At 50.7% G+C, this 25,399-nt stretch carries 18 protein-coding genes, 1 tRNA gene and 1 pseudogene; 14 read left to right on the top strand and 6 right to left on the bottom strand.

From position 1 onward, the window contains the following. From tuf to rpoC, 10 genes and pseudogenes are all read left to right on the top strand, one after another. Positions 1-263: pseudogene (tuf, locus tag ACN0IC_RS12780) on the top strand (elongation factor Tu); the annotation flags it as partial. Positions 264-324: 61 nt separating this feature from the next. Next, a tRNA-Trp gene (locus tag ACN0IC_RS12785) sits at positions 325-400 on the top strand. 88 nt (positions 401-488) lie between these two features. Beyond that, positions 489-758, top strand: a complete 270-nt coding sequence (gene secE / locus ACN0IC_RS12790) for a preprotein translocase subunit SecE (RefSeq protein ID WP_416879174.1) — start codon at positions 489-491, stop codon at positions 756-758. Between the two features lie 2 nt (positions 759-760). Further along, positions 761-1,294 (top strand): transcription termination/antitermination protein NusG, encoded by a 534-nt coding sequence (gene nusG / locus ACN0IC_RS12795; RefSeq protein ID WP_416879175.1) that lies wholly within the window; start codon positions 761-763, stop codon positions 1,292-1,294. Between the two features lie 155 nt (positions 1,295-1,449). Continuing rightward, the gene (rplK, locus tag ACN0IC_RS12800) at positions 1,450-1,878 is read left to right on the top strand and encodes a 50S ribosomal protein L11 (RefSeq protein ID WP_416879176.1); all 429 of its coding nucleotides are present in this window, start codon (positions 1,450-1,452) and stop codon (positions 1,876-1,878) included. Positions 1,879-1,882: 4 nt separating this feature from the next. Next, positions 1,883-2,578 carry a 50S ribosomal protein L1 gene (gene rplA / locus ACN0IC_RS12805; protein ID WP_416879177.1) on the top strand — a complete coding sequence of 232 codons (696 nt, stop codon included), beginning with the start codon at positions 1,883-1,885 and terminating at the stop codon, positions 2,576-2,578. A gap of 291 nt (positions 2,579-2,869) precedes the next feature. Continuing rightward, the gene (gene rplJ / locus ACN0IC_RS12810; RefSeq protein ID WP_416879178.1) at positions 2,870-3,385 is read left to right on the top strand and encodes a 50S ribosomal protein L10; all 516 of its coding nucleotides are present in this window, start codon (positions 2,870-2,872) and stop codon (positions 3,383-3,385) included. Positions 3,386-3,436: 51 nt separating this feature from the next. After that, positions 3,437-3,808 carry a 50S ribosomal protein L7/L12 gene (gene rplL / locus ACN0IC_RS12815; RefSeq protein ID WP_416879179.1) on the top strand — a complete coding sequence of 124 codons (372 nt, stop codon included), beginning with the start codon at positions 3,437-3,439 and terminating at the stop codon, positions 3,806-3,808. Positions 3,809-3,980: 172 nt separating this feature from the next. Next, positions 3,981-8,066 (top strand): DNA-directed RNA polymerase subunit beta, encoded by a 4,086-nt coding sequence (rpoB, locus tag ACN0IC_RS12820; protein WP_416879180.1) that lies wholly within the window; start codon positions 3,981-3,983, stop codon positions 8,064-8,066. Positions 8,067-8,196: 130 nt separating this feature from the next. Next, a complete protein-coding gene (gene rpoC, locus ACN0IC_RS12825) occupies positions 8,197-12,372 on the top strand; it encodes a DNA-directed RNA polymerase subunit beta' (protein ID WP_416879181.1) in 4,176 nt (1,391 codons plus the stop codon). Between the two features lie 88 nt (positions 12,373-12,460). Here rpoC and ACN0IC_RS12830 read toward each other — a convergent pair whose 3' ends face one another. Beyond that, positions 12,461-13,294, bottom strand: coding sequence for an SDR family oxidoreductase (locus ACN0IC_RS12830; RefSeq protein ID WP_416879182.1), 834 nt, complete (start codon positions 13,292-13,294; stop codon positions 12,461-12,463). A gap of 125 nt (positions 13,295-13,419) precedes the next feature. On the opposite strand from ACN0IC_RS12830, the gene dnaG reads away from it, so the two are divergent. The 3 genes from dnaG (at position 13,420) to ACN0IC_RS12845 (ending at position 18,767) form a co-directional block, all read left to right on the top strand. Further along, positions 13,420-15,234: a DNA primase gene (gene dnaG, locus ACN0IC_RS12835; protein WP_416879183.1), complete on the top strand. Its 1,815-nt coding sequence runs from the start codon at positions 13,420-13,422 to the stop codon at positions 15,232-15,234. A gap of 108 nt (positions 15,235-15,342) precedes the next feature. Beyond that, positions 15,343-17,397, top strand: coding sequence for an RNA polymerase sigma factor RpoD (gene rpoD, locus ACN0IC_RS12840; protein WP_416879184.1), 2,055 nt, complete (start codon positions 15,343-15,345; stop codon positions 17,395-17,397). 152 nt (positions 17,398-17,549) lie between these two features. Further along, positions 17,550-18,767 (top strand): dipeptidase, encoded by a 1,218-nt coding sequence (locus ACN0IC_RS12845; protein ID WP_416879185.1) that lies wholly within the window; start codon positions 17,550-17,552, stop codon positions 18,765-18,767. Between the two features lie 9 nt (positions 18,768-18,776). Here ACN0IC_RS12845 and ACN0IC_RS12850 read toward each other — a convergent pair whose 3' ends face one another. The 4 genes from ACN0IC_RS12850 to ACN0IC_RS12865 all read right to left on the bottom strand — a co-directional run bounded on the left by ACN0IC_RS12850 (position 18,777) and on the right by ACN0IC_RS12865 (position 24,079). After that, on the bottom strand, positions 18,777-19,712 hold the full coding sequence (locus ACN0IC_RS12850) for a calcium/sodium antiporter (protein WP_416879186.1): 936 nt from the start codon (positions 19,710-19,712) through the stop codon (positions 18,777-18,779). Between the two features lie 3 nt (positions 19,713-19,715). Continuing rightward, positions 19,716-20,600: a DUF4349 domain-containing protein gene (locus ACN0IC_RS12855; RefSeq protein WP_416879187.1), complete on the bottom strand. Its 885-nt coding sequence runs from the start codon at positions 20,598-20,600 to the stop codon at positions 19,716-19,718. Further along, positions 20,601-23,426, bottom strand: a complete 2,826-nt coding sequence (locus ACN0IC_RS12860; protein WP_416879188.1) for a M16 family metallopeptidase — start codon at positions 23,424-23,426, stop codon at positions 20,601-20,603. A gap of 158 nt (positions 23,427-23,584) precedes the next feature. Next, positions 23,585-24,079 (bottom strand): asparaginase domain-containing protein, encoded by a 495-nt coding sequence (locus ACN0IC_RS12865; RefSeq protein ID WP_416879189.1) that lies wholly within the window; start codon positions 24,077-24,079, stop codon positions 23,585-23,587. Between the two features lie 144 nt (positions 24,080-24,223). On the opposite strand from ACN0IC_RS12865, the gene panD reads away from it, so the two are divergent. Continuing rightward, entirely contained in the window at positions 24,224-24,586 is a 363-nt protein-coding gene (gene panD, locus ACN0IC_RS12870; protein ID WP_415811301.1) for an aspartate 1-decarboxylase, read from the top strand. Between the two features lie 60 nt (positions 24,587-24,646). Here panD and ACN0IC_RS12875 read toward each other — a convergent pair whose 3' ends face one another. Further along, positions 24,647-25,366, bottom strand: a complete 720-nt coding sequence (locus ACN0IC_RS12875; protein ID WP_416879190.1) for an SIMPL domain-containing protein — start codon at positions 25,364-25,366, stop codon at positions 24,647-24,649. Positions 25,367-25,399: the final 33 nt, after the last annotated feature.

The following is a 25,399-nucleotide window of genomic DNA, read 5'->3' on the forward strand; positions in this document are numbered from 1 at the left end:
AAGCTTATATCCTGACGAAGGAAGAAGGCGGGCGTCATACGCCGTTCTTCAACAACTACCGTCCACAATTTTACTTCCGGACAACGGATGTGACCGGTGTTGTAAGTCTTAAGTCAGGGACAGAGATGGTTATGCCTGGCGACAATGTGAACATTGACGTTGAGCTTATCGTGCCGATCGCCATGGAAGAGAAGCTCCGCTTCGCTATCCGTGAAGGCGGACGTACTGTCGGCGCCGGCGTCGTCTCTAAGATTACTGATTAGGTCTTAAGATTTCATAGCGGGTTGAGAAAGCCTCAGCCTGCCGCCCGATCGGGACTGCTTTAGGGGTGTAGCTCAGTTGGTAGAGCATCGGTCTCCAAAACCGAGGGTCGTGGGTTCGAGTCCCTCCGCCCCTGCCAGCTTCGCCCGAGCACTTTGTAAGTATCAAAGTGTGCTTCAGTTCGTGGCAATCAACAACGCGAACGGCTTTTAGGGCTGTTTCGCGTTTTGGAGTTTGAGGAAAGAATGGCCAAGAAAAAGCCAGTACCAGCCAAAGCCGGTAATGCCAAAGACGATAAGTCGTCTGTTGGGCCTGTTCAATATCTTGGACAGGTTCGTCAGGAGGCTCGAAAGGTTGTTTGGCCGACCTGGCGTGAAACGCTCACCACAACAGTGCTTGTGATGGTTATGGTTGTTCTGATGGGTGTGTTCTTCTTCTTCGTTGATTGGGCGCTTGCGACAATCGTCAGACTCGTACTGAACATGGGAGGCGCGTAACTGTGGCGGCTAAGTGGTATATCGTGCAGGCTTATTCGAATTTCGAAAAGCATGTTCAGCGCAGTATAGAGCGCGAAGCGGAAGAGAAGGGCTTGTCTCATCTTTTCGAGGAAATTCTGGTTCCGACAGAGAGTGTTGTTGAGGTTCGTAAGGGCCGCAAGGTTGAGTCAGAGCGTAAATTTTTTCCGGGCTATGTCCTTGTGAAGTGTGATCTGACGGATGCGGTTCACAACATGGTCAAGAATACGCCGAAAGTAACAGGTTTCTTGGGCTCTACTTCCAAACCGCTCCCGGTGAGCGAAAAAGAGGTTGAGCGCATTGTTGGACAAATTCAAGAGGGCGTCGATAGTCCTCGTCCTATGGTGCAGTTTGACCTTGGCGAAACAGTCAAGGTTGTCGACGGACCGTTTCAAAGCTTTAATGGCACGGTTGAGAGCGTGGACGAAGAGCATGCGCGCTTGAAGGTCCTGATTAACATTTTTGGGCAGGGAACACCTGTCGAATTGAATTACACCCAGGTCGAAAAACAGAGCTAGGTGAATATTGTCTGTGGGAGGCGTGGCTAAGTCCAGTCATCGCCTTTCTGTCTTCTGTTATCAGGAGGCGCACCACGGACACCACAAAGCAGGCGGCATGAGGCGGCCTGCATCAATCCTTCCGTTAAATCGGGAGACACTTGAAGGAGTGGAACATGGCAAAGAAGATTCAAGGCTATATCAAGCTGACGATCCCTGCGGGTTCAGCCAATCCCTCACCGCCCCTCGGCCCTGCATTGGGTCAGCGCGGTGTGAATATTATGGAATTCGCAAAGGCGTTTAACGCCAAAACGGAAGATCTCGAAAAGGGTATTCCAACACCAACTATCATTACTGTCTATCAGGATAAGAGCTTTACGTTTGTTACCAAAACAGCCCCTGCTTCTTATTATCTGAAAAAGGCGGCGGGCGTGCAAAAGGGCGGAACACTGCCTGGCTCCGAGGTCGGCGGAACAGTAACGATGGCGCAGTGCCGCGAAATTGCAGAAGCTAAAATGGTAGATTTGTCTGCAAATGATTTGGATCAGGCGACAAAGATTATTGCTGGGTCCGCCCGGTCAATGGGCTTTGAGGTGACAGGGTAAGATCATGGCAAAAACAGGTAAAAGAATGACAGCGGCGAAAGCCAATGTTGACCGCGATAATAATTACAGCGTTTCAGACGCCGTAAAGATTGTAAAAGACAATGCAAAAGTGAAATTCGATGAAACTATCGATTTGGCTCTAAACCTCGGTGTTGATCCTCGCCACGCTGACCAAATGGTCCGCGGCGTTTGTCAGTTGCCGAACGGTACCGGTAAATCTATCCGCGTTGCTGTATTTGCAAAAGATGCAAAGGCAGATGAGGCGCGTGAAGCCGGAGCGGATATTGTCGGCGCCGATGATTTGGCTGAGCAAATTCAAAATGGCGATATGCCTTTTGACCGCGTAATTGCCACGCCGGATATGATGCCGCTTGTTGGCCGTCTCGGTAAGGTTCTGGGTCCTAAGGGCATGATGCCAAACCCGAAGGTTGGCACTGTGACAATGGATGTAGCCAAAGCTGTAGGAGATGCTAAAGGCGGCGCTGTTGAATTCCGGGCGGAAAAAGCCGGGATCGTTCACGCCGGTGTCGGGAAAGCAAGCTTTTCTCAAGACAAGCTGGAAGAAAACGTCAATGCGTTTTTGACAGCTATTCAGAGAGCGCGTCCTTCCGGGGCCAAAGGTACATATATCAAGCGCATCACGATCAGCTCTTCCATGGGCCCGGGTGTGAAAATCGATTCGTCTGAGGTGTCGACTTAGGCGATTAAAGAATTTGAAGTCGCGGGCTTTTGGGTCTGCGGCTCAATACCGGACATTTTCCTAAAGATTATGTTCGGTCTGTCCAAGACCACCGGTGCTCCGCAAACGCAGGGCTTAATTTCCGGCGCAGACAGAGTAAGGCCGATATAATTGTGCGCCCCGCGCGCGCTTGCGTCTCGGTTCGAGCCCTGTTGACCTGAAAAGGGACAGAAAAACCGCTGCGTCCTTAACTGGCCGCGGCACTTGTCGGGCCCCGCATGGTGTGAGGCCCATTAAACAGGGAGACCGCAAATGGATCGTTCTCAAAAAGAACACACCGTTAAAGAACTCACAGAGATCTTTGATGGTGCAGGCTCCGTGGTTATGGCTGCTTATTCAGGCATGACCGTTGCGGAAATGGAAGATTTGCGTGCCAAGCTCAGAGAGCAAGGCGCGACTTTCCGTGTTGTACAAAACCGTTTGGCAAAGATCGCTATGAAGGGGAAGCCTTTCGAAGCGGCGGGTGAAAAATTCACTGGTCCTATCGCAATTGCGTGGGCCGAGGATATGATCTCTGCGCCAAAAGTGACTGTTGAATTCGCCAAGGACTCGCAAAATCTCGAGATTATTGGCGGTTTCATGGGTGAGGATGTCTTTGACACATCAGGTGTTGAAGCTCTGTCCAAGCTTCCAAGTCGCGAAGAGCTTATTGGTATGGCGGCTCAACGTCTTATCGGTCAGGCTTCTGAGGTTGCTAAGCGTCTTACGTCACAAGGATCAAACCTCGCTGGTGCGATCAAGGTGATAGAAGAAAAAGCGGCGGCATAACACTTTCCATTCTCGCAAAATTCGAACTGAAACCTAAAAGGAAACTAAAAAATGGCTGATGTAAAAAAGCTAGCTGATGAGCTGATGGGCTTGACCATCCTCGAAGCAAAAGAATTGAATGATATTCTTGAAGAAAACGGCATTAAAGCCGCAGCCGCTGTGGCTGTTGCTGGTCCTGCCGGTGGCGGCGACGCTGGTGCAGCTGAAGAGAAAGACGAATTTGATGTCGTCATGACCTCTTTCGGCGGCAACAAGATTGCTGTTATTAAAGAAGTTCGCGGCATCACAGGTCTTGGCCTGAAAGAAGCCAAAGAGCTTGTTGAAGCTGCTCCTAAAGCCGTCAAAGAAGGCGCGCCTAAGGCAGAAGCTGAAGACATCAAAGAGAAACTCGAAGCCGCTGGTGCGACTGTCGAGCTTAAATAGTCTCAGTAGTCCGGGGCGTCCTCGCTCCGGACTATCCTCTTTTCGGCCTGTAGAGTGAACAGTCCGTCTGGTGAAAGCAGGTTAAAACTTTCACGGAATTTTAAAAAGCGAAACGCGCTTCGGGACTGCAGCCCGGAGGCGGATTTTTGCTTTAAAAGAGAAGGTGTCTTTGATGTCGCTTACATTCACAGGTAAAAAACGCATTCGTAAAAGCTTTGGCCGTATTCCCGAAGTTGTTCGGATGCCGAATTTGATCGAAGTTCAAAAAAGCTCTTACGATCAATTCCTGCAAAAAAGCATAGAGCAAGCCGATCGCGGTAAGGATGAAGGGATGAACGGCGTGTTCAACTCTGTCTTCCCTGTTCGGGATTTTTCCGACCGTGCGGTTCTGGAATATGTGTCTTTCGAATTCGAGACACCAAAATTTGACGAAGAAGAGTGTCAGCAGCGCGATATTACATTCGCCGCGCCGCTCAAGGTCAAAATGCGTTTGGTCGTCTTTGATATTGATGACGATACAGGCGCGCGGTCTGTGAAAGACATAAAAGAGCAAGATGTCTATATGGGCGATATTCCGCTCATGACGGACAAAGGCACATTTATTGTTAATGGTACAGAACGTGTTATCGTCTCTCAGATGCACCGCTCACCCGGCGTCTTCTTTAGCCATGACAAAGGGAAAGGCCATAGCTCAGGCAAGTTCCTCTTCTCAGCCCGTATTATTCCTTATCGCGGGTCTTGGCTTGATTTTGAATTTGACGCCAAAGACATTTTATATGCCCGTATTGACCGCCGCCGGAAATTGCCTGCGACAACCGTGCTTTATGCTTTGGGCATGTCTAAGGAAGATATTCTGGACCAGTATTATGAGTCCATTTCTTTCAAATTTGACAAGAAAAGCAATGGCTGGGTTCGTCCATTTAACGCCGAAGATTATCGCGGCGCAAAACTGCTTCGCGACCTCGTTGATGCCAAAACCGGCGAAGTTGTTGCGCCATCAGGCCGCAAGCTGACGAAACGCGGCGCCAAGAAATTGGCGGATGATGGTTTAAAGAACATTCTGATTTCCAATGAGGAAATGTCAGAGCGCTTCGCGGCGGAAGATATCGTCAATACGTCAACAGGTCAGATTTACGCCGAAGCAGGGGACGAGCTTTCCATTGAGTCCATGGAGCAAATCAACGAAGCTGGTATTAATGAGTTGTCCGTATTGAACATCGATTACGTCAATGTCGGCCCTTATATCCGCAATACGCTTGCGGCAGATAAAAACGAAACACGCGAAGGCGCGCTTGTTGATATATACCGCGTCATGCGTCCGGGCGAGCCGCCAACAGCGGAAGCCGCAGAGGATCTCTTTAATTCACTCTTCTTTGATGGGGAGCGTTATGACCTGTCCGCCGTTGGTCGAGTGAAAATGAATCTTCGTATGGATATGCAGGATGTGGGCGACGAAATCCGTGTCTTGCGCAAGGAAGATATTCTGGCTGTTGTAGATACACTCAGCAAACTAAAAGACGGCATTGGCCAAGTGGACGATATTGATAACCTCGGTAATCGCCGCGTTCGCTCAGTCGGTGAACTGATGCAAAATCAATACCGTATTGGTCTTTTGCGGATGGAGCGCGCCATTAAAGAGCGTATGCAATCTGTAGATATCGAAACGGTTATGCCGCATGACCTTATCAATGCAAAACCGGCTGCCGCTGTTGTCCGCGAATTCTTCGGCTCTTCCCAGCTGTCTCAGTTTATGGACCAGACCAACCCGCTTTCGGAGATTACGCATAAGCGCCGTCTCTCAGCGCTTGGCCCAGGTGGTTTGACGCGCGAACGTGCAGGCTTTGAGGTTCGCGACGTTCACCCAACCCATTATGGCCGCATCTGTCCGATTGAAACGCCCGAGGGCCCGAATATTGGTTTGATTAACTCACTCGCCACACATGCGCGCGTGAATAAATACGGCTTCATTGAGAGCCCGTATCGCAAAATCAATAACGGCAAACTGACCAATGAGGTCGTCTATCTTTCTGCTATGGAAGAGGCGCGCTATACCGTGGCTCAGGCCAATGCCGAAATTAACGACAAAACAGAGCTGGCCTCTGACTTTGTGACCTGCCGGGTCAACGGCGAAGTAACCTTGGTTGCAAAAGAAGACGTTGATTTTATCGACGTGTCTCCGAAGCAGCTTGTTTCTGTTGCGGCCGCACTTATTCCGTTCCTGGAAAATGACGATGCGAACCGTGCCTTGATGGGATCAAACATGATGCGTCAGGCCGTACCTCTGCTGAAGGCCGAAGCGCCTCTGGTCGGAACCGGCATGGAGTCTGTTGTAGCTCTTGATTCCGGCGCAACCGTTGCGGCGAAACGCGAAGGTATTGTTGAGCAAGTTGACGCAAAACGTATCGTTATTCGCGCGACCAAGGAAACTGACCTGACCCGTTCCGGAGTTGATATTTATAACTTGCTGAAGTTCCAGCGCTCTAACCAGTCCACTTGTATCAACCAGCGTCCATTGGTGACGGTTGGAGACGAAGTGAAAGCCGGCGATATTATTGCTGACGGCCCGTCCACCGATTTGGGTGAATTGGCGCTTGGTAAGAACGTGCTCGTCGCGTTTATGCCTTGGAATGGCTACAACTTTGAGGACTCGATCCTGATTTCAGAGCGTATTGTGCGCGACGATGTCTATACATCTCTTCATATCGAAGAGTTTTCTATCATGTCGCGTGATACAAAGCTCGGCCCTGAAGAGATTACACGCGATATTCCAAATGTCGGCGAAGAGGCTCTGCGGAACCTCGATGAAGCCGGTATTGTGGCTGTGGGCGCTGAAGTTCATGCCGGGGATATTCTTGTCGGTAAAGTCACGCCAAAAGGTGAAAGCCCGATGACACCGGAGGAAAAACTCCTCCGCGCAATCTTCGGTGAAAAAGCGTCTGACGTCCGCGATACGTCCTTGAAGCTTCCTCCGGGAGCGTCAGGAACTGTCGTCGAAGTTCGCGTCTTTAACCGTCACGGCGTCGACAAAGATGAGCGCGCGATGCAAATCGAACGCGAAGAAATCGAAGCTTTGGGCAAAGATCGTGATGACGAGCTCTCAATTCTTGAGCGGTCAATCTACGGCTCCGTTCAGAATACCTTGATGGGTAAAAATGCTGTTTCCGGTCCTCGTGGTTTCAAGAAAGGCCCTGTGACAGAAGAAACACTTAACGATATTCCCCGTTCCGACTGGTGGCGTATCGGCGTTGATGACGAGCAGGCAATCGGCGAATTGGAAGCTCTGAAAGAGCAGTATGATTCTTCTAAGTCCCGTTTGGATGCCCGTTTTGAAGATAAGGTTGATAAACTCCAGCGCGGTGATGAACTTCCGCCAGGCGTGATGAAGATGGTCAAAGTCTTTGTTGCCGTTAAGCGTAAGCTTCAGCCGGGTGATAAAATGGCCGGTCGTCACGGAAACAAGGGTGTTATCTCCAAGATTAACCCGATTGAAGACATGCCATTCCTTGAAGACGGTACCGCCGTTGATATCGTGCTGAACCCATTGGGCGTTCCGTCGCGAATGAACGTAGGTCAGATCCTCGAGACCCATTTGGGTTGGGCCTGTTCCGGTGTTGGCAAGATGATCAACGAGGCGTTGGAAACTTACAAGGCTGAAGGCGATATGTCGGCTCTGAAAGAGACGCTTCAACATGCTTACGGCGAAGAGGAAACTCTACCGCGCAAGAATGACGAGCTTATCGAATTGGCCGGGAACCTGACCAAAGGCGTTCCGATCGCAACGCCCGTCTTTGACGGCGCGCGCGAACCTGATATTGTGAAAATGCTTGAGAAAGCTGGACTACATAGCTCAGGTCAGGTCACATTGCATGATGGCCGGACAGGTGATCGTTTCACACGTCAGGTAACAGTCGGTTACAAATATCTTCTGAAACTGCATCACTTGGTGGATGATAAGATTCACGCCCGTTCTATCGGCCCATACTCACTTGTTACTCAGCAGCCACTGGGCGGTAAGGCACAGTTCGGCGGACAGCGCTTCGGTGAGATGGAAGTCTGGGCTCTGGAAGCTTACGGCGCAGCTTATACGCTGCAGGAAATGCTGACAGTCAAATCCGATGACGTTGCGGGTCGTACGAAAGTATACGAATCTATTGTCCGCGGTGATGACGGTTTTGAAGCCGGTATTCCTGAGTCCTTCAACGTTCTGGTTAAAGAGATCCGTTCTCTTGGCCTGAATGTGGAACTGACAAACGGATAAATCTTAAGACAGGGCAGGGGTGTTGACATCCCTGCTACACTGACTTGTCGGTGAATCGTTCTATATACGAATTCACCAAAGAATTTTTAGAGAGGCGGGACGCCGTCGCTCACTTTGAAAGGAAAATCCCATGAACCAAGAGGTCATGAACATTTTCAACCCCGCGCAAGAAGGCCCGACCTTTGACCGTATCCGTATTTCACTCGCGTCGCCTGAGAAGATTCTTTCTTGGTCGTTCGGGGAAATCCGCAAGCCTGAAACCATTAACTACCGGACCTTCAAACCGGAAAAAGATGGCCTGTTCTGCGCCCGCATCTTTGGCCCGGTCAAAGATTACGAATGCCTTTGCGGTAAATATAAGCGTATGAAGTATAAAGGCGTCGTCTGCGAAAAATGCGGCGTCGAAGTGACTGTCACCCGCGTTCGTCGTGAGCGTATGGGCCATATCGAACTGGCTGCGCCGGTTGCGCATATCTGGTTCTTGAAGTCTCTACCCTCGCGTATTTCAACCATGCTCAACATGACGCTGAAAGAAGTTGAGCGCGTACTCTACTTTGAATCCTATGTTGTGACAGAGCCAGGTTTGACCTCTCTCGAAGAGCGTCAAATCCTGTCCGAAGAAGAATATATCGACGCGCAGGCCGAATTCGGTGAAGACAGCTTTACCGCCGGTATCGGCGCGGAAGCCGTTCGCGACATGCTGCAAAACCTCGATCTCGAAGCCGAGATTGAGCGCACACGTTTCGATATGACCGAAACCGGATCTGTGCTTAAATTGAAAAAATTCCGTAAGCGTTTGAAGCTTCTTGAGGCCTTCGTTCAATCCGGCAACCGTCCTGAGTGGATGGTTCTCACTGTCGTTCCGGTTATTCCACCGGAGCTTCGCCCGCTTGTACCTCTGGATGGTGGCCGTTTTGCAACGTCTGACCTGAACGATCTTTATCGCCGCGTTATTAACCGGAACAACCGTTTGAAGCGTCTGATTGAACTCCGCGCGCCGGACATCATCATCCGTAACGAAAAGCGGATGCTTCAGGAATCCGTTGATGCCTTGTTTGATAATGGTCGTCGCGGCCGCGTGATTACAGGCGCCAATAAGCGTCCTCTGAAATCCATGTCCGACATGCTCAAAGGTAAACAGGGTCGTTTCCGTCAAAACCTTCTTGGTAAGCGTGTGGACTATTCCGGACGTTCCGTCATCGTGGTGGGCCCAGAGCTGAAACTTCACGAATGCGGTCTGCCAAAGAAAATGGCCCTCGAGTTGTTCAAGCCGTTCATCTATGCGCGTCTCGACGCCAAAGGTCTGTCCGGCACAGTCAAACAGTCCAAGAAATTGGTGGAGAAAGAGCGCCCTGAAGTTTGGGATATCCTCGACGAAGTTATTCGGGAGCACCCGGTCCTACTTAACCGCGCGCCGACCCTTCATAGATTGGGCATCCAGGCGTTTGAACCAAAACTGACAGAAGGTAAGGCGATCCGTCTTCATCCGCTTGTCTGTTCCGCCTTTAACGCTGACTTTGACGGCGACCAAATGGCTGTCCACGTACCGCTCTCAATCGAATCGCAGCTTGAAGCCCGCGTTTTGATGATGTCTACCAACAACATCCTGTCACCTGCCAATGGTAAGCCCATCATTGTACCGTCTCAGGATATTGTTTTGGGTCTGTATTACATGTCTTTGATGCGCGACGGCGAAAAAGGTGAGGGCATGATGTTTGCCTCCATCGAAGAAGTCGAAGCGGCTCTGGACAACGGAATTGTTAGTATTCACTCCAAAGTGAAGGGACGCTTCCCTGTCACGGATGCAGATGGCAAGGTAACTTATGAAGTGGCCGAGACGTCCCCTGGACGGTTGAAGCTGGCTGAATTCCTGCCAAATCATCACCTCATTTCTTATGACATCATCAACAGAATTCTGACGAAAAAAGAAATCGGCAAATTGATCGATACGGTTTATCGTCATGCTGGTCAAAAGGCGACTGTCATCTTTGCTGATAAGATGATGGGTCTTGGTTTCCGCGAAGCGGCGAAAGCCGGTATTTCCTTCGGTAAGGATGACATGGTCATTCCGGAAGAGAAATATACGCTCGTAAATCAAACTCAGGACCTCGTTTCTGATTTCGAACAGCAATATGCTGACGGTCTCATCACCAAAGGCGAGAAGTACAACAAGGTTGTCGATGCTTGGTCCAAATGTACGGATAAAGTGGCTGACGCCATGATGGGTGAAGCCGCGCGCGAGCGTAAGGTCATCAACTCTATCTTCATGATGGCGGACTCCGGTGCTCGGGGCTCCAAAAACCAGATGAAACAGCTTGCAGGTATGCGCGGCCTCATGGCCAAGCCGTCCGGCGAAATTATTGAAACTCCAATTACGGCAAACTTTAAAGAAGGTCTGACCGTGATGGATTACTTTAACTCGACCCACGGCGCGCGTAAGGGTCTGGCTGATACCGCTCTGAAAACGGCGAACTCAGGTTATCTGACACGCCGCCTCGTCGATGTGGCGCAGGATTGTATTGTGACCGAACAGGATTGCGGTACAGAGCAAGGCATCGAGTTCAAGCCAGTTGTGGACGGCGGTGAAGTCGTCGTTTCTCTGGGGGAACGGACATTGGGCCGGACGCTCGCCGAAGATATTCAGGATCCGCGTACGGGCGACCTCATGTTCCCAGCCAATACCTATGTTGACGAAGACATTGCCGCCGCAATCGATGAGTCCGGATTGCAAAATCTTCGCTCCCGTAGTGCGCTGACATGTGACACTGTAACCGGTGTTTGTGCGACGTGTTATGGCCGCGACCTTGCACGCGGCACCAAAGTCAATATGGGCGAAGCTGTCGGCGTTATCGCCGCTCAGTCCATTGGCGAGCCGGGTACGCAGCTTACCATGCGGACCTTCCATATTGGGGGGACGGCGTCTGTTTCTGACAAGTCCGTTATTGAATCTTCGAATGAAGGTATACTTCAATATGATAAGGAAGACGCAATTGAAGCCGGTAAGGTCTTTATTGCCAAATCCCGTAAGCTTGAGCTCTCTATCGTTGATAAAGACGGCAAAGAGTTGGAAACTCACAAAGTCGATTACGGTACGCGTTTGTCCAAAAAATCTGGCGCGAAAGTGGCCCGCGGCGATCGTCTGGCGGAATGGGATCCATATGCGACTCCAATCCTGACGGAAGTCGGCGGTACTGTCCGCCTGCTTGATATTGTCGACGGCGTTTCTGCCAAGGAAGAGACCGATGAAGAAACCGGTATCTCTTCCAAGGTGATTGTTGACTGGCGCGCCTCTTCCAAATCCGGCGATATTCAGCCTGTGGCGGTTATCGAGGACGAAAACGGTGAACCAATCAAACTGCCAAACGGCAATATTGCCCGTTACATGCTGGCTGTTGGCGCAATCTTGTCCGTTCAGGACGGCGCAAAAGTCAAGCCGGGTACTATTCTGGCCCGTATCGCCAAGGGCGGTGCGACCCAGCGGGATATTACCGGTGGTCTGCCGCGTGTGGCCGAGCTCTTCGAAGCCCGTCGTCCGAAGGATGATGCGGTTATCGCGGACATGGACGGCAAGATTGAATTTACGCGTGATTACAAAAACAAGCGTAAAATCCAGATCACACCTGAAGATGAAACAATGGAGCCGTCCAGCTTCCTTATCGCCAAGGGCAAGCACATGCTCGTCTCTGATGGTGACAAAGTGAAGAAGGGTGACTTCATCATCGACGGTAACCCAGCGCCGCATGACATTCTGGCCATTATGGGCGTTGAGGCCTTGGCGGAATATCTCGTGGACGAGGTTCAGGGTGTTTACCGTCTGCAGGGCGTTCCGATTAACGACAAACATATTGAAGTTATCGTGCGTCAAATGCTGCAAAAGGTCGAGATCACGGATCCGGGCGATACGACGCTGCTCAAGAATGAGCAGATGGATAAAATTGAATTTAACCAGGTCAACAAAGCCTTGCTCGAGCGCGATAAAAACGCGACTCCTGCGACGGCCGATCCGGTTCTGCTCGGTATTACCAAAGCGTCTCTGCAAACACGCTCCTTCATCTCCGCAGCATCCTTCCAGGAAACAACCCGCGTTCTGACCGAAGCGTCCGTCCTCGGTAAGGAAGACATGCTCGAAGGTCTGAAAGAGAACGTCATTGTGGGCCGTCTTATTCCGGCCGGTACAGGCGGTAACCTCCGCAAGTATCAGAAGCTGGCGAATGACCGCGACGAGAAGTTCTTGGCAGATAAAGCGGCCGCCGCGCCGCAGCTCGAAGAGTTCCCAACGGAAATCGAAGAGGGCGCCGCTGAATAAGCGACACCATGTAAAATTAAAAAAGCCGCTCCATTCGGGGCGGCTTTTTTGTTTTCGTTGACTGATTAGGTGGGTTTATTTTATTTCTTTATTTGAGTCTCAGGACTTTCAGATTTTCATCATAGTCACTTAAAAGTTGGGTGCTTCGGTCCACGACGGCTTGCCGCGCATCAGGATCGTTGAAAACATGCAGACGGTTGCTTTCGACAGCGTTCAGACAAAGCTCTGCATAGACATTTGCGTCCATACCGTTCTCTATCAACTCCTTGACGGCCTGATAGTGTTTTGAGCTTCTGATGGCCTCTACAAATTTTCCGGCTACAGGGGCCTTCTCTGTTGTGTTGTGAATATTGGATTTTACCCAGGTGGGGCAGAGACAGGAGACCCCTATTCCAACAGTCGAGAGTTCTTTCGACAGAGCCTCGGAATAACCGACCACGGCAAATTTGGTTGTGAAATAGGGCGACATCCCGATATCGGTCGAATGGCCGGCCATAGACGCCGTGTTAATCACATGACCGCCTTCCCCTTGCTCTATGAGAGTGGGTATAAAAGCTTCGCATCCATAGACGACGCCCATCACGTTGATATCGACGATCCATTTCCAATCTTCGAGCGCGATTTTACCGGGCCTTCCGCCAAGGCTGACGCCTGCATTATTAAATATCAAATGGACTTTTCCAAAAGCCTCTAAGGTGGCTTTGACGGCATTTTCAATATCACTGATTTTTGAGACATCGCATGTAACAGTTGCCGTCTGGTCAGGTGCGTTTAGCTTCTCTTGTGCGGCTTTCAGACCGTCAACATCAATATCTGCCATCATCACCTGAGCGCCCCGTTTTATCAGAGCTTCGCAAAGCGCGTAACCAATCCCCGAAGCCGCCCCGGTGACAAATGCAATTCTATTTTTTATTTCAGTCATGGATTTCCCCTTTTAGACCTGACTATAGTGGAGCCTGCGAAGAAAAAGACACGAATATGTTTAGCGCACATGCATATCCTCATTCCCGACTCGTAAATATCGACAATTATGCTTATCTCTAGACCATGAGGTTTGGCGAAGCATTTCTGGAGGAAATAAAGGCGCGCGTGCGTCCGTCCGATGTTGTGGGCCGCCACGTAAAACTTAAACGACAAGGGCGGGAATTTGCCGGCCTGTCTCCGTTTACGAATGAAAAAACGCCTAGCTTTTTCGTCAATGATGAAAAAGGCTTCTACCACTGTTTTTCGTCCGGAAAACATGGAGACGCCATCTCCTTTTTGATGGAGGTGGAAGGCCTGACCTTTCCGGAGGCGGTTGAAAAACTCGCAGGCCTCGCCGGTCTGGAAATGCCAAAATCCGACCCGCAGGCGGAAGCCCGTGCGGCGCGGAATAAGGAAACAATTTCCTGGATGGAGCGAGCGAAAGAGTTTTTCGAGCGCTCGCTTTATCGACAGGCCGGACAGGAGGCGAGGGACTATTTATCAAATAGGGGCCTGTCCAAAACGGCGGCGGAATATTTTGGAATGGGATTTGCGCCAAATGATTTTTCCGCGCTTAAGTCGGAATTAATTCAGCAGGGGGCGACGGAAAAACAATTGGTCGAAGCGGGCCTGATTATCGAGTCCGACGACAAGTCCCGCGATAGCTGGGACCGATTCCGAAATCGCATTATGTTCCCTATTCATGACAGTCGCGGGCGCTTGGTGGCGTTTGGCGGCCGTGCGATGGAAAAGGACGCCAAAGCCAAATATCTCAATTCGCCTGAAACCCCGGTTTTTTCAAAAAGCCGGTTATTGTACAATTATCACCGCGCCCGGAAAGCGCTTGCCGCCCCTAAAAACGGGGCGCGGGGCATGATTGTGGCCGAGGGATATATGGACGTTATTGCCCTATCCCGCGCCGGATTCGAACATGCCGTCGCCCCAATGGGGACGGCGCTGACAGAAGAACAACTTGATCTCCTCTGGCGCGCCGGGCCGGAGCCTGTGCTGTGTTTCGACGGAGACAGTGCAGGATTACGGGCGGCGTACCGTTCTATTGAACGGGCCCTGCCGTTGCTGAAGCCGGGCTATTCTCTCCGCTTCGCTCTCTTGCCCGAAGGTCAAGACCCGGATGATTTGATTCGCGCAGATGGCCCGCCCGCTATGCGCGCAGCGCTGGATAATGCTCTGCCTCTTATCGATATGCTCTGGCGGCGGGAGCGGGAGAAGGAGCCGCTTTCAACGCCGGAACAAAAAGCCGGGTTTAAATCCAGGCTCTATGCCGCATTGGACGAGATTGAGCATGCAGATGTAAAATCTCTTTATAAGACCGAGCTCTTGGCGAGGTTTGACAAAGCCTATGGATGGAGACCAAATCGGCGACAGAACCGCTCAGAGGAACCTAAGGCGGATAAACTGGCTATGAAACGCGATGCTGCCGCGCTGACGAAGAATTTGCGCCGAGAACGCGCTTTAATCGGGGCTGTTATGCTATATCCTGAGCTTTTGACGCGCGTGGACGAGACCCTTTTTGAGCTTCCCTTTACCAACCCGGGCTGCGCCCGTCTTCAACGCAGCCTTTTGTCATATTGGCGAGTCACAAAAGCGGTTGAAATCAATGCGCTTAATACGCATATATCAGAAGAGGGACTGGAAGCCTTACGTAAGGATATTCTCCGGGACCGATTATTAATAATAGCGGCCATGGGTGGTGCGTCTTCGGATTTGGATACACGAAAAGCCTTCTGGGAAGCAGAAGCTACCGCTCTTTTAGAGCAAGCCCAAACAAGTGACGAAACACATGGCACAAGACTGCGAATGGCCGACACCATTCGGGAAGACAACTCGGAAGCGCTCAGGCGCTTGATGCGGGCGGCCAAGCTGGATGACGACAGCTAGCGGCACGTGAAGTAAACTTATGGCCGTATGTTAGATTAACATGCAGCTAAGACTATATTAAAGCCTGATGAGTATATCTTCAGCCTTTGACATTGGAAAGGTGCCTCTATGGCCGGCACAGCCACCTCTAAGAAAAAACAGTCTTCTGAGACAACAGAAGTCACTAAAGATACAGATGCCGCCGTGATCGTTCCCGGCAAACGCCTTGATATGGAACATATCGAGGTCAAGCGAATGCTTGCCAAAGCGAAGAAGAACTCCGGTCTTCTTCCGGTTGACGAATTGCGCAAGCATATTGATATGGACGGTATCTCGGCGGACGAGATTGAAGTCGTTTTGGCGGCGTTATCCGAGCAGGGTATTTCCGTCTATGATGATACGGAAGAGCCGACACTTGGCTCCAAAACACTGGCACGGGCCGAAACAACCACTGTTAAAGGCGGTAACTCCAAAGAAGAATTAGACCGTACCGACGACCCTGTGCGCATGTATTTGCGTGAAATGGGTGTTGTTGAGCTCCTTTCCCGTGAAGGCGAGATTGCGATTGCCAAACGGATCGAAGCCGGCCGCGATACAATGATCAAGGGCCTGTGCGAATCCGCTCTGACTTTCGAAGCGATCATGATCTGGCGCGAGGAACTGGAAGAAGGTCACATCCTGCTCCGCGATATTATTGATCTTGATGGGACGTATAACCAGTCTATCGGGAATATTCAGGAAGACCGTTCTCAGGCCGCTGTTCGGCGCGAAAAAATCGAAAAAGGCGAGATCGAAGCCACGGAAGAGGACGACCTCTCCAAACCGGTACATCCACCACGCAATAAAATGCCCGAGCGCAATTACAAGCCGGGTGAAAAACCGATTGAGGATGATGACGAGGATGAGGATGATAAGACAAACCTCTCCATGGCAAATATGGAAGCGGCTCTCCGTGACACGATCATGGACAAGCTTGACCGGATTTCCGAAGATTTTGGCCGCTTTCAGAAGCTTCAGCAAATGCTTATCAAAGCGCGTTTGTCCGGTAAGAAACTGCGCAAGCCTCAAGCCGAGGAATATGATCAAATTCAGGAAACCATTATTGAGGAGATCAAATCCCTTCAGCTCAATAATGCCCGTATTGATGCCCTGATTGACCAGCTTTATGCAATTAACCGACGTTTCATCAGTCTCGAAGGACGTTTGATGCGCTTGGCTGATGGTAACGGCGTGCCGCGTCACGAATTTCTACAGGCCTATCTGGGCTCTGAGCTTAATCCGAACTGGATGGAAGATATGGCGGGCACGTCCGAGGCCTGGGATCGCTTCCTGAAACGCGAAAAAGTTTCTATCGATAAGCTTCGCAGTGAGATTGGTGGGTTGGCTCAAGAGACAGGCGTGCCAGTCGATGAATTCCGCCGCATCGTCCAAACCGTTCAAAAAGGCGAACGCGAAGCCCGTCAGGCAAAGAAAGAAATGGTTGAAGCCAACCTTCGTCTCGTGATTTCTATTGCCAAGAAATATACCAATCGCGGTCTGCAATTCCTCGACCTTATTCAGGAAGGCAATATCGGCCTGATGAAGGCGGTAGATAAGTTCGAATATCGCCGGGGTTATAAGTTTTCGACTTATGCGACGTGGTGGATTCGTCAGGCGATTACGCGCTCTATTGCGGATCAGGCCCGGACTATTCGTATTCCGGTGCATATGATCGAGACAATTAATAAAATTGTTCGGACGTCACGTCAGATCCTTCACGAAATCGGGCGTGAGCCGACACCGGAAGAGCTTTCCGCTAAACTCTCCATGCCGCTTGAGAAAGTTCGCAAGGTCATGAAGATCGCCAAAGAGCCTATCTCTCTTGAAACGCCAATTGGCGACGAGGAAGATAGCCAGCTGGGCGACTTTATCGAGGATAACAATGCAATCCTGCCGATTGAGTCGGCCATTCAATCCAACCTGCGCGAAACAACCACCCGCGTTCTGGCTTCTCTTACCCCGCGCGAAGAACGGGTTCTTCGGATGCGGTTCGGGATTGGGATGAATACGGACCACACGCTCGAAGAAGTCGGGCAGCAATTCTCGGTTACACGGGAACGTATCCGCCAAATCGAAGCTAAGGCTCTACGGAAGCTCAAACATCCGAGCCGAAGCCGCAAATTACGGTCTTTCCTGGATCAGTAAAATTCAAGCAAACCGCCTCCGGGCGGTTTTTTTGTGGCTAGAATCCTTTGAATTTCACGCATTGATTTTGAATGAGTTTCGCTTCACGCTATTTATAATCGGCATGTGCCAGTTTAAATATCTTTCAGAATAAATTTGAAGCGAGGACGATTATGACATTCAAACAATACACACTTTCAGGACTTTCGGCTCTGACCTTGGCGGCTTGCCAAACGACAGCCCCGGCGCCAGCCTTTGCGCCAGAGATGAGCGTTGCAGAGGTTCATGACGCTACTCTCACACTTGATACGCATATCGATATCCCTCTGACCTATATGAGCGAGATTGACCCGGGACTTGCAACAGACCTTCAGGTGGACCTTCCCAAACTTGTCTCCGGTAAGCTCGATAGCGGCTTCTGGATCATTTATACGCCGCAGGGCGAACTAACAGCTGAAGGCTACGCAGCAGGTCTCGACATTGCAGAAACGCGCGTCAAAGCAATCACGCAAATGTCTCAGGCCTATCCTGAAAGTATAGAAATGGCGAAAACGGCAGAAGATGTTCGCCGCATTGTCGGAGAGGGCAAGCATGCCGTCTTGATCGGAATGGAGAATGCCTATCCCTTAGGGGAAAGCGTCGAGACCATTCCTCTTTGGGCGGAAAGAGGCGTTCGATATGTTGGGCTGACCCATTTCGGTCACAATCAGTTCGGAGACAGTTCCAATCCGAATCCGGACAGAGACTCCGGTCCGAAATGGAACGGACTCTCGCCACTTGGCGAAGATCTGGTTCGGGCATTGAATGAGAACGGGATCATGGTTGATGTTAGCCATACTGGCAAAGCTACAATGATGCAGGCTGCGGATCTATCGACAACGCCGATCATCGCGTCTCATTCGGGTGTTAAAGCGATTGCGGATACAGAACGCAATTTGGATGATGAACAGCTCCGGAAAATTAGAGACGTTAACGGCGTCGCGCAAATGGTCGCTCTGGGCAGTTATGTAAAACTCCCAACACCGGAGCAACAGGCCGCTCGTGATGCTCTGGATGAAGAGTTCGGCGACCGCAGCGATTGGGATCAGGCGAAGCGAGATGTCTATGGAGAGCGCAGAGCCGAAATTACGGCCATGGCTCCGGAGGCGAATGTGTCAGATTTTGTTGACCATATAGATCACGCGGTTGAAGTGGCGGGAATCGACCATGTCGGTATCGCCTCGGACTTTGACGGCGGCGGCGGGATTGATGGATGGCAGGACGCTTCAGAAACGGAAAACGTAACGGCTGAGCTTCTCCGCCGCGGCTATTCCGTGGAGGAAATCGAAAAGATTTGGGGCGGCAACCTGTTACGGGTATTAGAGACGGTTGAAGCCGCTGCCGCAAATTAGGCCAATAGGTCAGCCCATGGCCTGCATGACGAGCCAAACTAAATAAGCGATATAGGCGGCCACCATCAGGCCGCCTTCCCATCGGGAAATGCGGTGGCGCGTTGCCGCAAAAGCGAACATCGCTATTGTTGCTACGACGAGTATCACCCCATCCCAGATAGAAAATCCACCTAGATCCGTTAAAGGGAAGAAAAGCCCTGTAATGCCCAAGACGGCAAAGACGTTGAATATATTTGATCCAATTATATTGCCGAAAGCGATGGCGTTTTCCTTTTTGAAACTCGCCATAATGGAGGCAAAAAGTTCCGGCGCGGAGGTGCCGACGCCGACAATGGTAATGCCTATGATCGCTTCCGGAACGTTATAAAATGTGGCGATACCGGATGCGCCTTTAATCAGAAGTTCCGCGCCTGCAACCAAAAGCCCGATACCGAAAACGCTGAGTATGAGCGCTATGGGCATGGAATGAGCGACTACGGAGACTTCGCTTTCAAACCCGCCTTTATCAGAGCGGAAAAGTTGAACCATATATACAATAAAAACAGCCAATAAAATGGCTGCCATCCAGACGGGCAATCCGCCAAGGTAAATGATGAGAAGGCAGATGAGAGAGGCCAACATCACAAAAAAGAAATCCAATCCCAGTCGTCCGCGAGGCGCAGCCATAGGATAAATAAGCGCGCAGGCCCCTAGAATCAGCAATAGGTTAACAGTGTCGGATCCAACGACATTGCCCAAAGCGATAGCGTCTTCGCCGGCAGCGGCGGCCCCAAAACTGGCCACAAACTCCGGCATGGACGTTCCAAATCCTACAAAAGTGGCCCCGATGAGAGCTTTGGAAAGCCCCATACGATCGGCAATGGCGACAGAGCCTCTAACGAGAAACTCTCCTCCGCCCATTAACAAACCCAAGCCAATTAAGACAAAAACGATACTTAAAAACATATATTATGCAGATTTCTTTTTTCGGCGGCGCCAAAACCAGCGCAGTAAGAGGAGTCCCGGCAATATAACAAAAACAAGCCAGGGAAGTACAGAAGCAAAAAAGCTGATAACACCTGCCAGACCATAAGACAGCTCACCAAAAAAGTTTTTCATGGCAGTCAGGATCGGCGCAAAAGCGCTCCGGCTGACAGCCACGCTTTGAGATTGGTAATTGATGTTGACCTGAGACATGGTCACGCGTTGTTGCAGAACGGCCAAGGTGGTTGTTGCGCTTTCTATTTCGCTTTGAACACGGGCTAATTCGCGCTCGAGAGCAAGCAAATCCTGGAGTTCGGCGTCTCGCGTCGCCAGCAATCCTTGAAGTCTGTCACGTAAAGTCGTTTGAGCTTTCAGTCGGGCGTCCGTATCCAGGATTGACCGGGTGAGATCTTCGGCCGACACGGCATTAGATGTCATGCGTCCATCGTTTTCAGAAACAGAGGATTGGATCTGAACAATGAACGTTTCGAGCCAGTCCGGCTCAGCGCGCAGGCTTAGATTAGCGCTGACATACTCATCATTAGAGTCGTTTGTGGAAGAGGAGAGAAGTTGGCATTTATTTGCGCCGGCGCTTTGGCACATCTCGGCGTGTGACTTCGCTGTCGCGGCCACTGTCTTAGCCGGGAGTTCAAACCCATAATTATATCGGTAGGCAAGATAAGATTGACGGCTGGGGTTGTCCGAGCTGTGCGGCACAGGTTCGGACGAGGCTTTGCTGTAAGCCATATCGCTTTCCATGCGCATAGCCGGGGCAGGCGAAGGCTGAGCCCCTTCATAAGGCGGCGCAGCCCCGTCCTGATTGCAGCCTGCCAGAAAGAGCAGGCTCGCAGCTACGAATAATGAACGCATTTATTCAGCAGGCTCATTGAGAAGAACAGCTTCGCCAAAGCCCAAATCATTCAGGCGGTCAGCTTGGGAGCTGGCATCGCCCACAACGATAATGCGCATAGCGTCAGGACGGATAAATTGCCCCATCAGCTCTTTGGCACTCGCAAGATCCATCGCTTTGACTTGCTCCATATTCTGCTTGTTCACATCATCTGGAAGGCCGTTACGGCTGATTTCCTGAACCAGACGCAATTTATCTCCAAGCGTCTCATTTTTAAGAGCCTGACCGCGAAGGAGCGCGTCTTTTGTTTCGGTCAATTCTTCCTCTTCCATCGTTGTGGCATGGTCTTTGAGGATATCACGGATAAGCTCGAGGCTTTCTTTCGTAGCATTGGTTCGCACAGACGTTTGAACGCCGAACGTGCCGTCTTTGGCATTTCCGTTGGCATAGGACCGGATGCCGTAAGTATAGCCCTTATCCACGCGTAAAGTCGTATTGAGCTTGGATGTGTAAATGCCGCCAAGTGGAAAGTTCAGGGCCTCTAGCTTGGCGTAATCCGGATCGGTTATCGGGAGAGCGGGACGTTCCATTCGGATGACGGACTGTTTGGCTTCAGGTATATTGTAAAAATAAACCGTGGTATCTTCGACAGGTTTCATATCCGGCAATGGCTTTGGATCCGGAGATGTATCGACGGGGTCTGCAATGCCCCCAAACAAGGTCTCCACATTTGCCGCTTCAAAATCTCCGACAATATTTAATTTCGCGGTGGACAGGTCGAAATATTTGCCGTGGAAATCTTTCACGGCCTCCAAGGTGATTGCGCGAACCTGATCTTCAGATCCCGAACCGGCTGTCGCGAGAGGGGTCTCTTCCGCATAGGCTAATTTCTCTGACTCACGAAGCGCGATGAAGTTAGGGTTGGCCAGAGACGCAACAGCGTTTTGAGCGTAGCTTTCCCGTAATGTTTCAAATTCGGTTTTATCAAATTTTGGGGCATTAATGATGTCAGCCAAAAGCGCCACCGTTTCCGGTAGGTTCCGCGCCAGTGTTTTACCGCTGATGGTCGTGAATTGATCGCCTGTTGAGACAGAAAGTTCAGAACCCAGCTCCCCTAGAGCCTCTTCAAACCCAGCCGTGTCGTAGTCTCCGGCGCCTTTCAGGAGCATGTCGCCAGTGAAGGACGCCAGGCCGGGCGTTGCCAGCGGCGCGCGGTTTTTACCCGCGTCAAAATCCAAGGAGAACTGAATTAACGGAACTTCTTCAGACTGTATTCCATAAATTTTGACACCGTTTTTTCCTTCGGCGTGGAAAATTTGAGGAGATGGGAGCGTATAGCTATCACCAAAAGGAGGTTCAGTTGTGCGATCAAAAGAGGACGGCGTAGGCTCAAAAACACGGGCTTCCGGATTATAGGGAACATCTTTTTCTGCGCCTTGTACAACTACTTCTTCAACGACTTCGGCTGTCTCAGCGCCTTCCAAGCCGAGCTCGAGCTGTCCTTCTGGCACAAAGCTGGTTGCAACATAGGGTTTGTCTTTGATGTAACGGTTATAGACGTCCATCACATCATCAGCAGTGACGGCTCGAAGGCGCTCTACATCTTTGGTAAAAAAGCCCGGATCTCCGGTAAATGTATTATATTCTCCAAGCGCGATGGATTTTCCGAGCGCGCTTTGGACCTCGTCATAAACGGCGACTTCGGCTTCGGTTTTGATACGCTCCAAAGCGTCTTGCGGAATCCCGTTTTCCTCGAACCGGGCGAAGGCGGTTTGAATGGCGGGCAAAAGAGCATCTGTATCTTCACCGGCTTTGGGAGAGATAAATAAATAAAGTTCCCCTGCAATCTCTTTGACATAATTGAAGCCGCTGACACTTGTCGTCAGCTGCTCCTCGTCAATCAACACTTCATTCATTGGGGCGCGTTTTCCGTCTGTCATATAATCCAGCAGAACGTTTAGGGCATAGGAGTCGGGGTGGTATTCCGGAACCGTTGGCCACACCATGGTCAATTGCGGGACAGTGGCAAAATTGTCTTCATGAATGAAAGTTTTTGTTGTTTCTAGTTTAACAGGCTGGGCCTCAATCTTGGGGATAGGCTCACCTGCCGGAATTTCGCCGAAATATTTTTCAACCATGTCTTTGGCGTCTGAAATGTCGAAGTCCCCAGCAATGGTGACGGTGACATTATTTGGCTGGTACCATTTGGCGAAAAAGTCCTTAGTGTCTTCCAACGACGCGTTCTCAAGATCTTCGAGCGAGCCGATGACCTGATGGTTATAATGATGACCTTCAGGATAAATTGCTTTCCCGATAACATAGAGATTATGCCCATAAGGCTGATTATCTACGCGTTGACGCTTTTCGTTTTTGACGACCTGTTTTTCGCGGTCGATCACGTTTTGGTTGACGGTATTGATGAACCAACCAAGCTTGTCAGCTTCCGCCCAGATAATTTTTTCCAATCCATCTTTCGGGACGGCTTGAAAATACTGGGTCATGTCATTGGTGGTAAAGCCGTTCGTGCCTTCGCCGCCAATGCGTGTGTTCATTTCATCTAGGCCGCCATAGCCAAGGTTTTCAGAATCAAGAAACAGCAAATGCTCGAATAAATGAGCGAAGCCGGTCTTGCCGGGCGTTTCCCGTCCAGACCCAACATGAGCGGCTAAGTCAATTGCGACGACCGGGTCAGACCGGTCCACGTGGAAAATTACATCCAGGCCGTTATCAAGAGTGATTTTTTCATATTCGATTTTTGGAAGCGCACTGGCCTCTGTTTCAGCTGAAGTTTGTGCTGCCGTTTCAGGATTGGAGGCCGTCGTCTCTTCAGCGGAATTACAAGCCATGAGCGCCAAGGGAGCCAAAAATAAAGCGGTATTTTTAAAACAGAGTGTCACGTGAAGTCTTTCTGAAAAACAAAGTGTTATTTCAAATTACGCTATGACTACACGCATGTCGATAAGTAAGGCGGTGTGATATATTGCCTTTTTGTAATGTTACTTCTTCAATCGTCGAAGCGGCCGGTTTCTGTATTTTTATGGAGCTCTTGAGCTTTGAAAACCCGGCCGTTCATTATGCCGTAAACCCCGGGCGAAAGCGTCTGAGCCGCTATCATGGCCCCTCCGACATTAAATCCTGCATCTGACCGCCCGAGAGATTGAGGCCTCATGGCGCCCGTTAGTATAATGGTCTTGTTTTTGACCTTACCGTCCAGGAACTGCGCCGTCAGCTCCATGGTTCCTGTGCCGTGGGTTACAATAATTCGGGTCTCAGGCGCTTTCTCAATCGCCTCCAATATTTTCTGTCGGTGGGTATCTTCCATATCAAGACTGTCTATCTGAAAGAGGTTTTGCCGCCGCACAGGCCGGCTGCGGCCCTGTTTCAGAATGGCGGCTATTCTGGATTTTCCCTTGGGATCGAAAATCAGGCTCTCGGTCTGGGTGTCGTGAACCTTGTCCATTGTTCCGCCGGTAACCAATATTGCAATTTCATGAGTCATTAGCGTTCTTTAGTCCAAATTTAGCTGACTCCCAAGAGCCATTCGTCTTTAGCAAATGTCAGGACAGACTTGCATTTTTGTGTCTTCACCTTTTGTATTGCTCCTGGCATCCCTATATAGGGCGTGAAGATAAAGGAGAGCGCTATGCTTCTAACAATGATGAAAGGCAAGATTCACCGGGCCACGGTGACACAAGCCGATCTGCATTATGAAGGATCTATTTCAATCGACCAAGACCTCTTGGAGCGCTCCGGAATCCTGCCAAATGAGCAGGTGGATATACTCAATATTACCAATGGCGAGCGGTTCACGACTTATGCGATCACAGCGCCGAGAGGGTCCAAAACCTTTGGTCTGAACGGCGCCGCCGCGCGACGGGTTCAAATCGGGGATAAGATTATTATTATCTCTTACTGCCAGATGGAAGCGGAAAAGGCCCGCAATTACGCGCCGGATGTTGTCCTTCTGGACGAAAATAACGACGTCATAATTCCGCCCGTCCACTAGGATACAAAAAGAAATATTCGAATTTGGTATTTAAGCGGGGGCTAAGCCCCGCTTTTTTTATTACTCAATTGCGTAGCTCAGATTGACGGTCACTCGGAGAGATTGCTCTCCGCCTGCGATAGGTGTCGGCGCACTTTCTAGAGAATCGCTGGCATAACGTGCCTGCATCATGGGGCGCGGCGGATTGCCCGTATTGGATTCGCTCATATTCAGGAGGGGACCGAGTTTAACGCCCGCGGCCTCTGCCATGCCTTGCGCTTTTACTTTCGCCTTTTTGATCGCCTTTTCTCTGGCACGGCTTAAAACTTCTTCCGGATCATCTACAGAGAATTCTATTCCGCCAATATTGTTGACTCCGGCTTTGACTAGGGCGTCCAGCATAGCGCCGACGGATTGTATATCTTCGCTTTTGGCCGAAACGTTGTTGCGGGCCTCATAGCCGTCGATTGTCGGTGTTTTACGGTCTTGGTAATTATAACGCGGCTGAAGCGAGAGTTGACTGGTCTGAATGTTTTTCTCTTCGATTCCGGCGGCGATCAGTTCTTCAAAAACAGAATTCATTTTCGTGGCATTAGCCATCATGGCTTCGCGCGCCGTTTTCCCTTCGGTGACGACACCCGCGCTCACTGTGGCGCGATCCGGCGCAGTGGAGACATCTCCTGTCGCGCTGACATCAAGGCTCGAGGTTCGGGTGTCAGAGGAGCTCACATGTGTGACGGGAGCAGGGGTGCAGGCGGCAAAGCCCAAAGCGGCGAGAGAACTCAATACCAGTAAACGCATAAAATCTCCTTTATTTTTAAGTCATTATGTCTG

The sequence above is a fragment of the Litorimonas sp. genome (assembly GCA_029936425.1).
GTDB lineage: Bacteria > Pseudomonadota > Alphaproteobacteria > Caulobacterales > Maricaulaceae > Litorimonas.

What these genes read in the sequence shown, in the direction of transcription:
- dnaG (WP_416879183.1), top strand. Translation starts at nt 13,420, where the DNA reads ATGAGGTTTGGCGAAGCATTTCTGGAGGAAATAAAGGCGCGCGTGCGT.
- rplK (WP_416879176.1), top strand. Translation starts at nt 1,450, where the DNA reads ATGGCAAAGAAGATTCAAGGCTATATCAAGCTGACGATCCCTGCGGGT.
- rpoD (WP_416879184.1), top strand. Translation starts at nt 15,343, where the DNA reads ATGGCCGGCACAGCCACCTCTAAGAAAAAACAGTCTTCTGAGACAACA.
- panD (WP_415811301.1), top strand. Translation starts at nt 24,224, where the DNA reads ATGCTTCTAACAATGATGAAAGGCAAGATTCACCGGGCCACGGTGACA.
- ACN0IC_RS12855 (WP_416879187.1), bottom strand. Translation starts at nt 20,600, where the DNA reads ATGCGTTCATTATTCGTAGCTGCGAGCCTGCTCTTTCTGGCAGGCTGC.
- ACN0IC_RS12830 (WP_416879182.1), bottom strand. Translation starts at nt 13,294, where the DNA reads ATGACTGAAATAAAAAATAGAATTGCATTTGTCACCGGGGCGGCTTCG.
- rplJ (WP_416879178.1), top strand. Translation starts at nt 2,870, where the DNA reads ATGGATCGTTCTCAAAAAGAACACACCGTTAAAGAACTCACAGAGATC.
- rplA (WP_416879177.1), top strand. Translation starts at nt 1,883, where the DNA reads ATGGCAAAAACAGGTAAAAGAATGACAGCGGCGAAAGCCAATGTTGAC.
- ACN0IC_RS12850 (WP_416879186.1), bottom strand. Translation starts at nt 19,712, where the DNA reads ATGTTTTTAAGTATCGTTTTTGTCTTAATTGGCTTGGGTTTGTTAATG.
- ACN0IC_RS12865 (WP_416879189.1), bottom strand. Translation starts at nt 24,079, where the DNA reads ATGACTCATGAAATTGCAATATTGGTTACCGGCGGAACAATGGACAAG.
- ACN0IC_RS12860 (WP_416879188.1), bottom strand. Translation starts at nt 23,426, where the DNA reads ATGGCTTGTAATTCCGCTGAAGAGACGACGGCCTCCAATCCTGAAACG.
- rpoB (WP_416879180.1), top strand. Translation starts at nt 3,981, where the DNA reads ATGTCGCTTACATTCACAGGTAAAAAACGCATTCGTAAAAGCTTTGGC.
- ACN0IC_RS12845 (WP_416879185.1), top strand. Translation starts at nt 17,550, where the DNA reads ATGACATTCAAACAATACACACTTTCAGGACTTTCGGCTCTGACCTTG.
- ACN0IC_RS12875 (WP_416879190.1), bottom strand. Translation starts at nt 25,366, where the DNA reads ATGCGTTTACTGGTATTGAGTTCTCTCGCCGCTTTGGGCTTTGCCGCC.
- rpoC (WP_416879181.1), top strand. Translation starts at nt 8,197, where the DNA reads ATGAACCAAGAGGTCATGAACATTTTCAACCCCGCGCAAGAAGGCCCG.
- rplL (WP_416879179.1), top strand. Translation starts at nt 3,437, where the DNA reads ATGGCTGATGTAAAAAAGCTAGCTGATGAGCTGATGGGCTTGACCATC.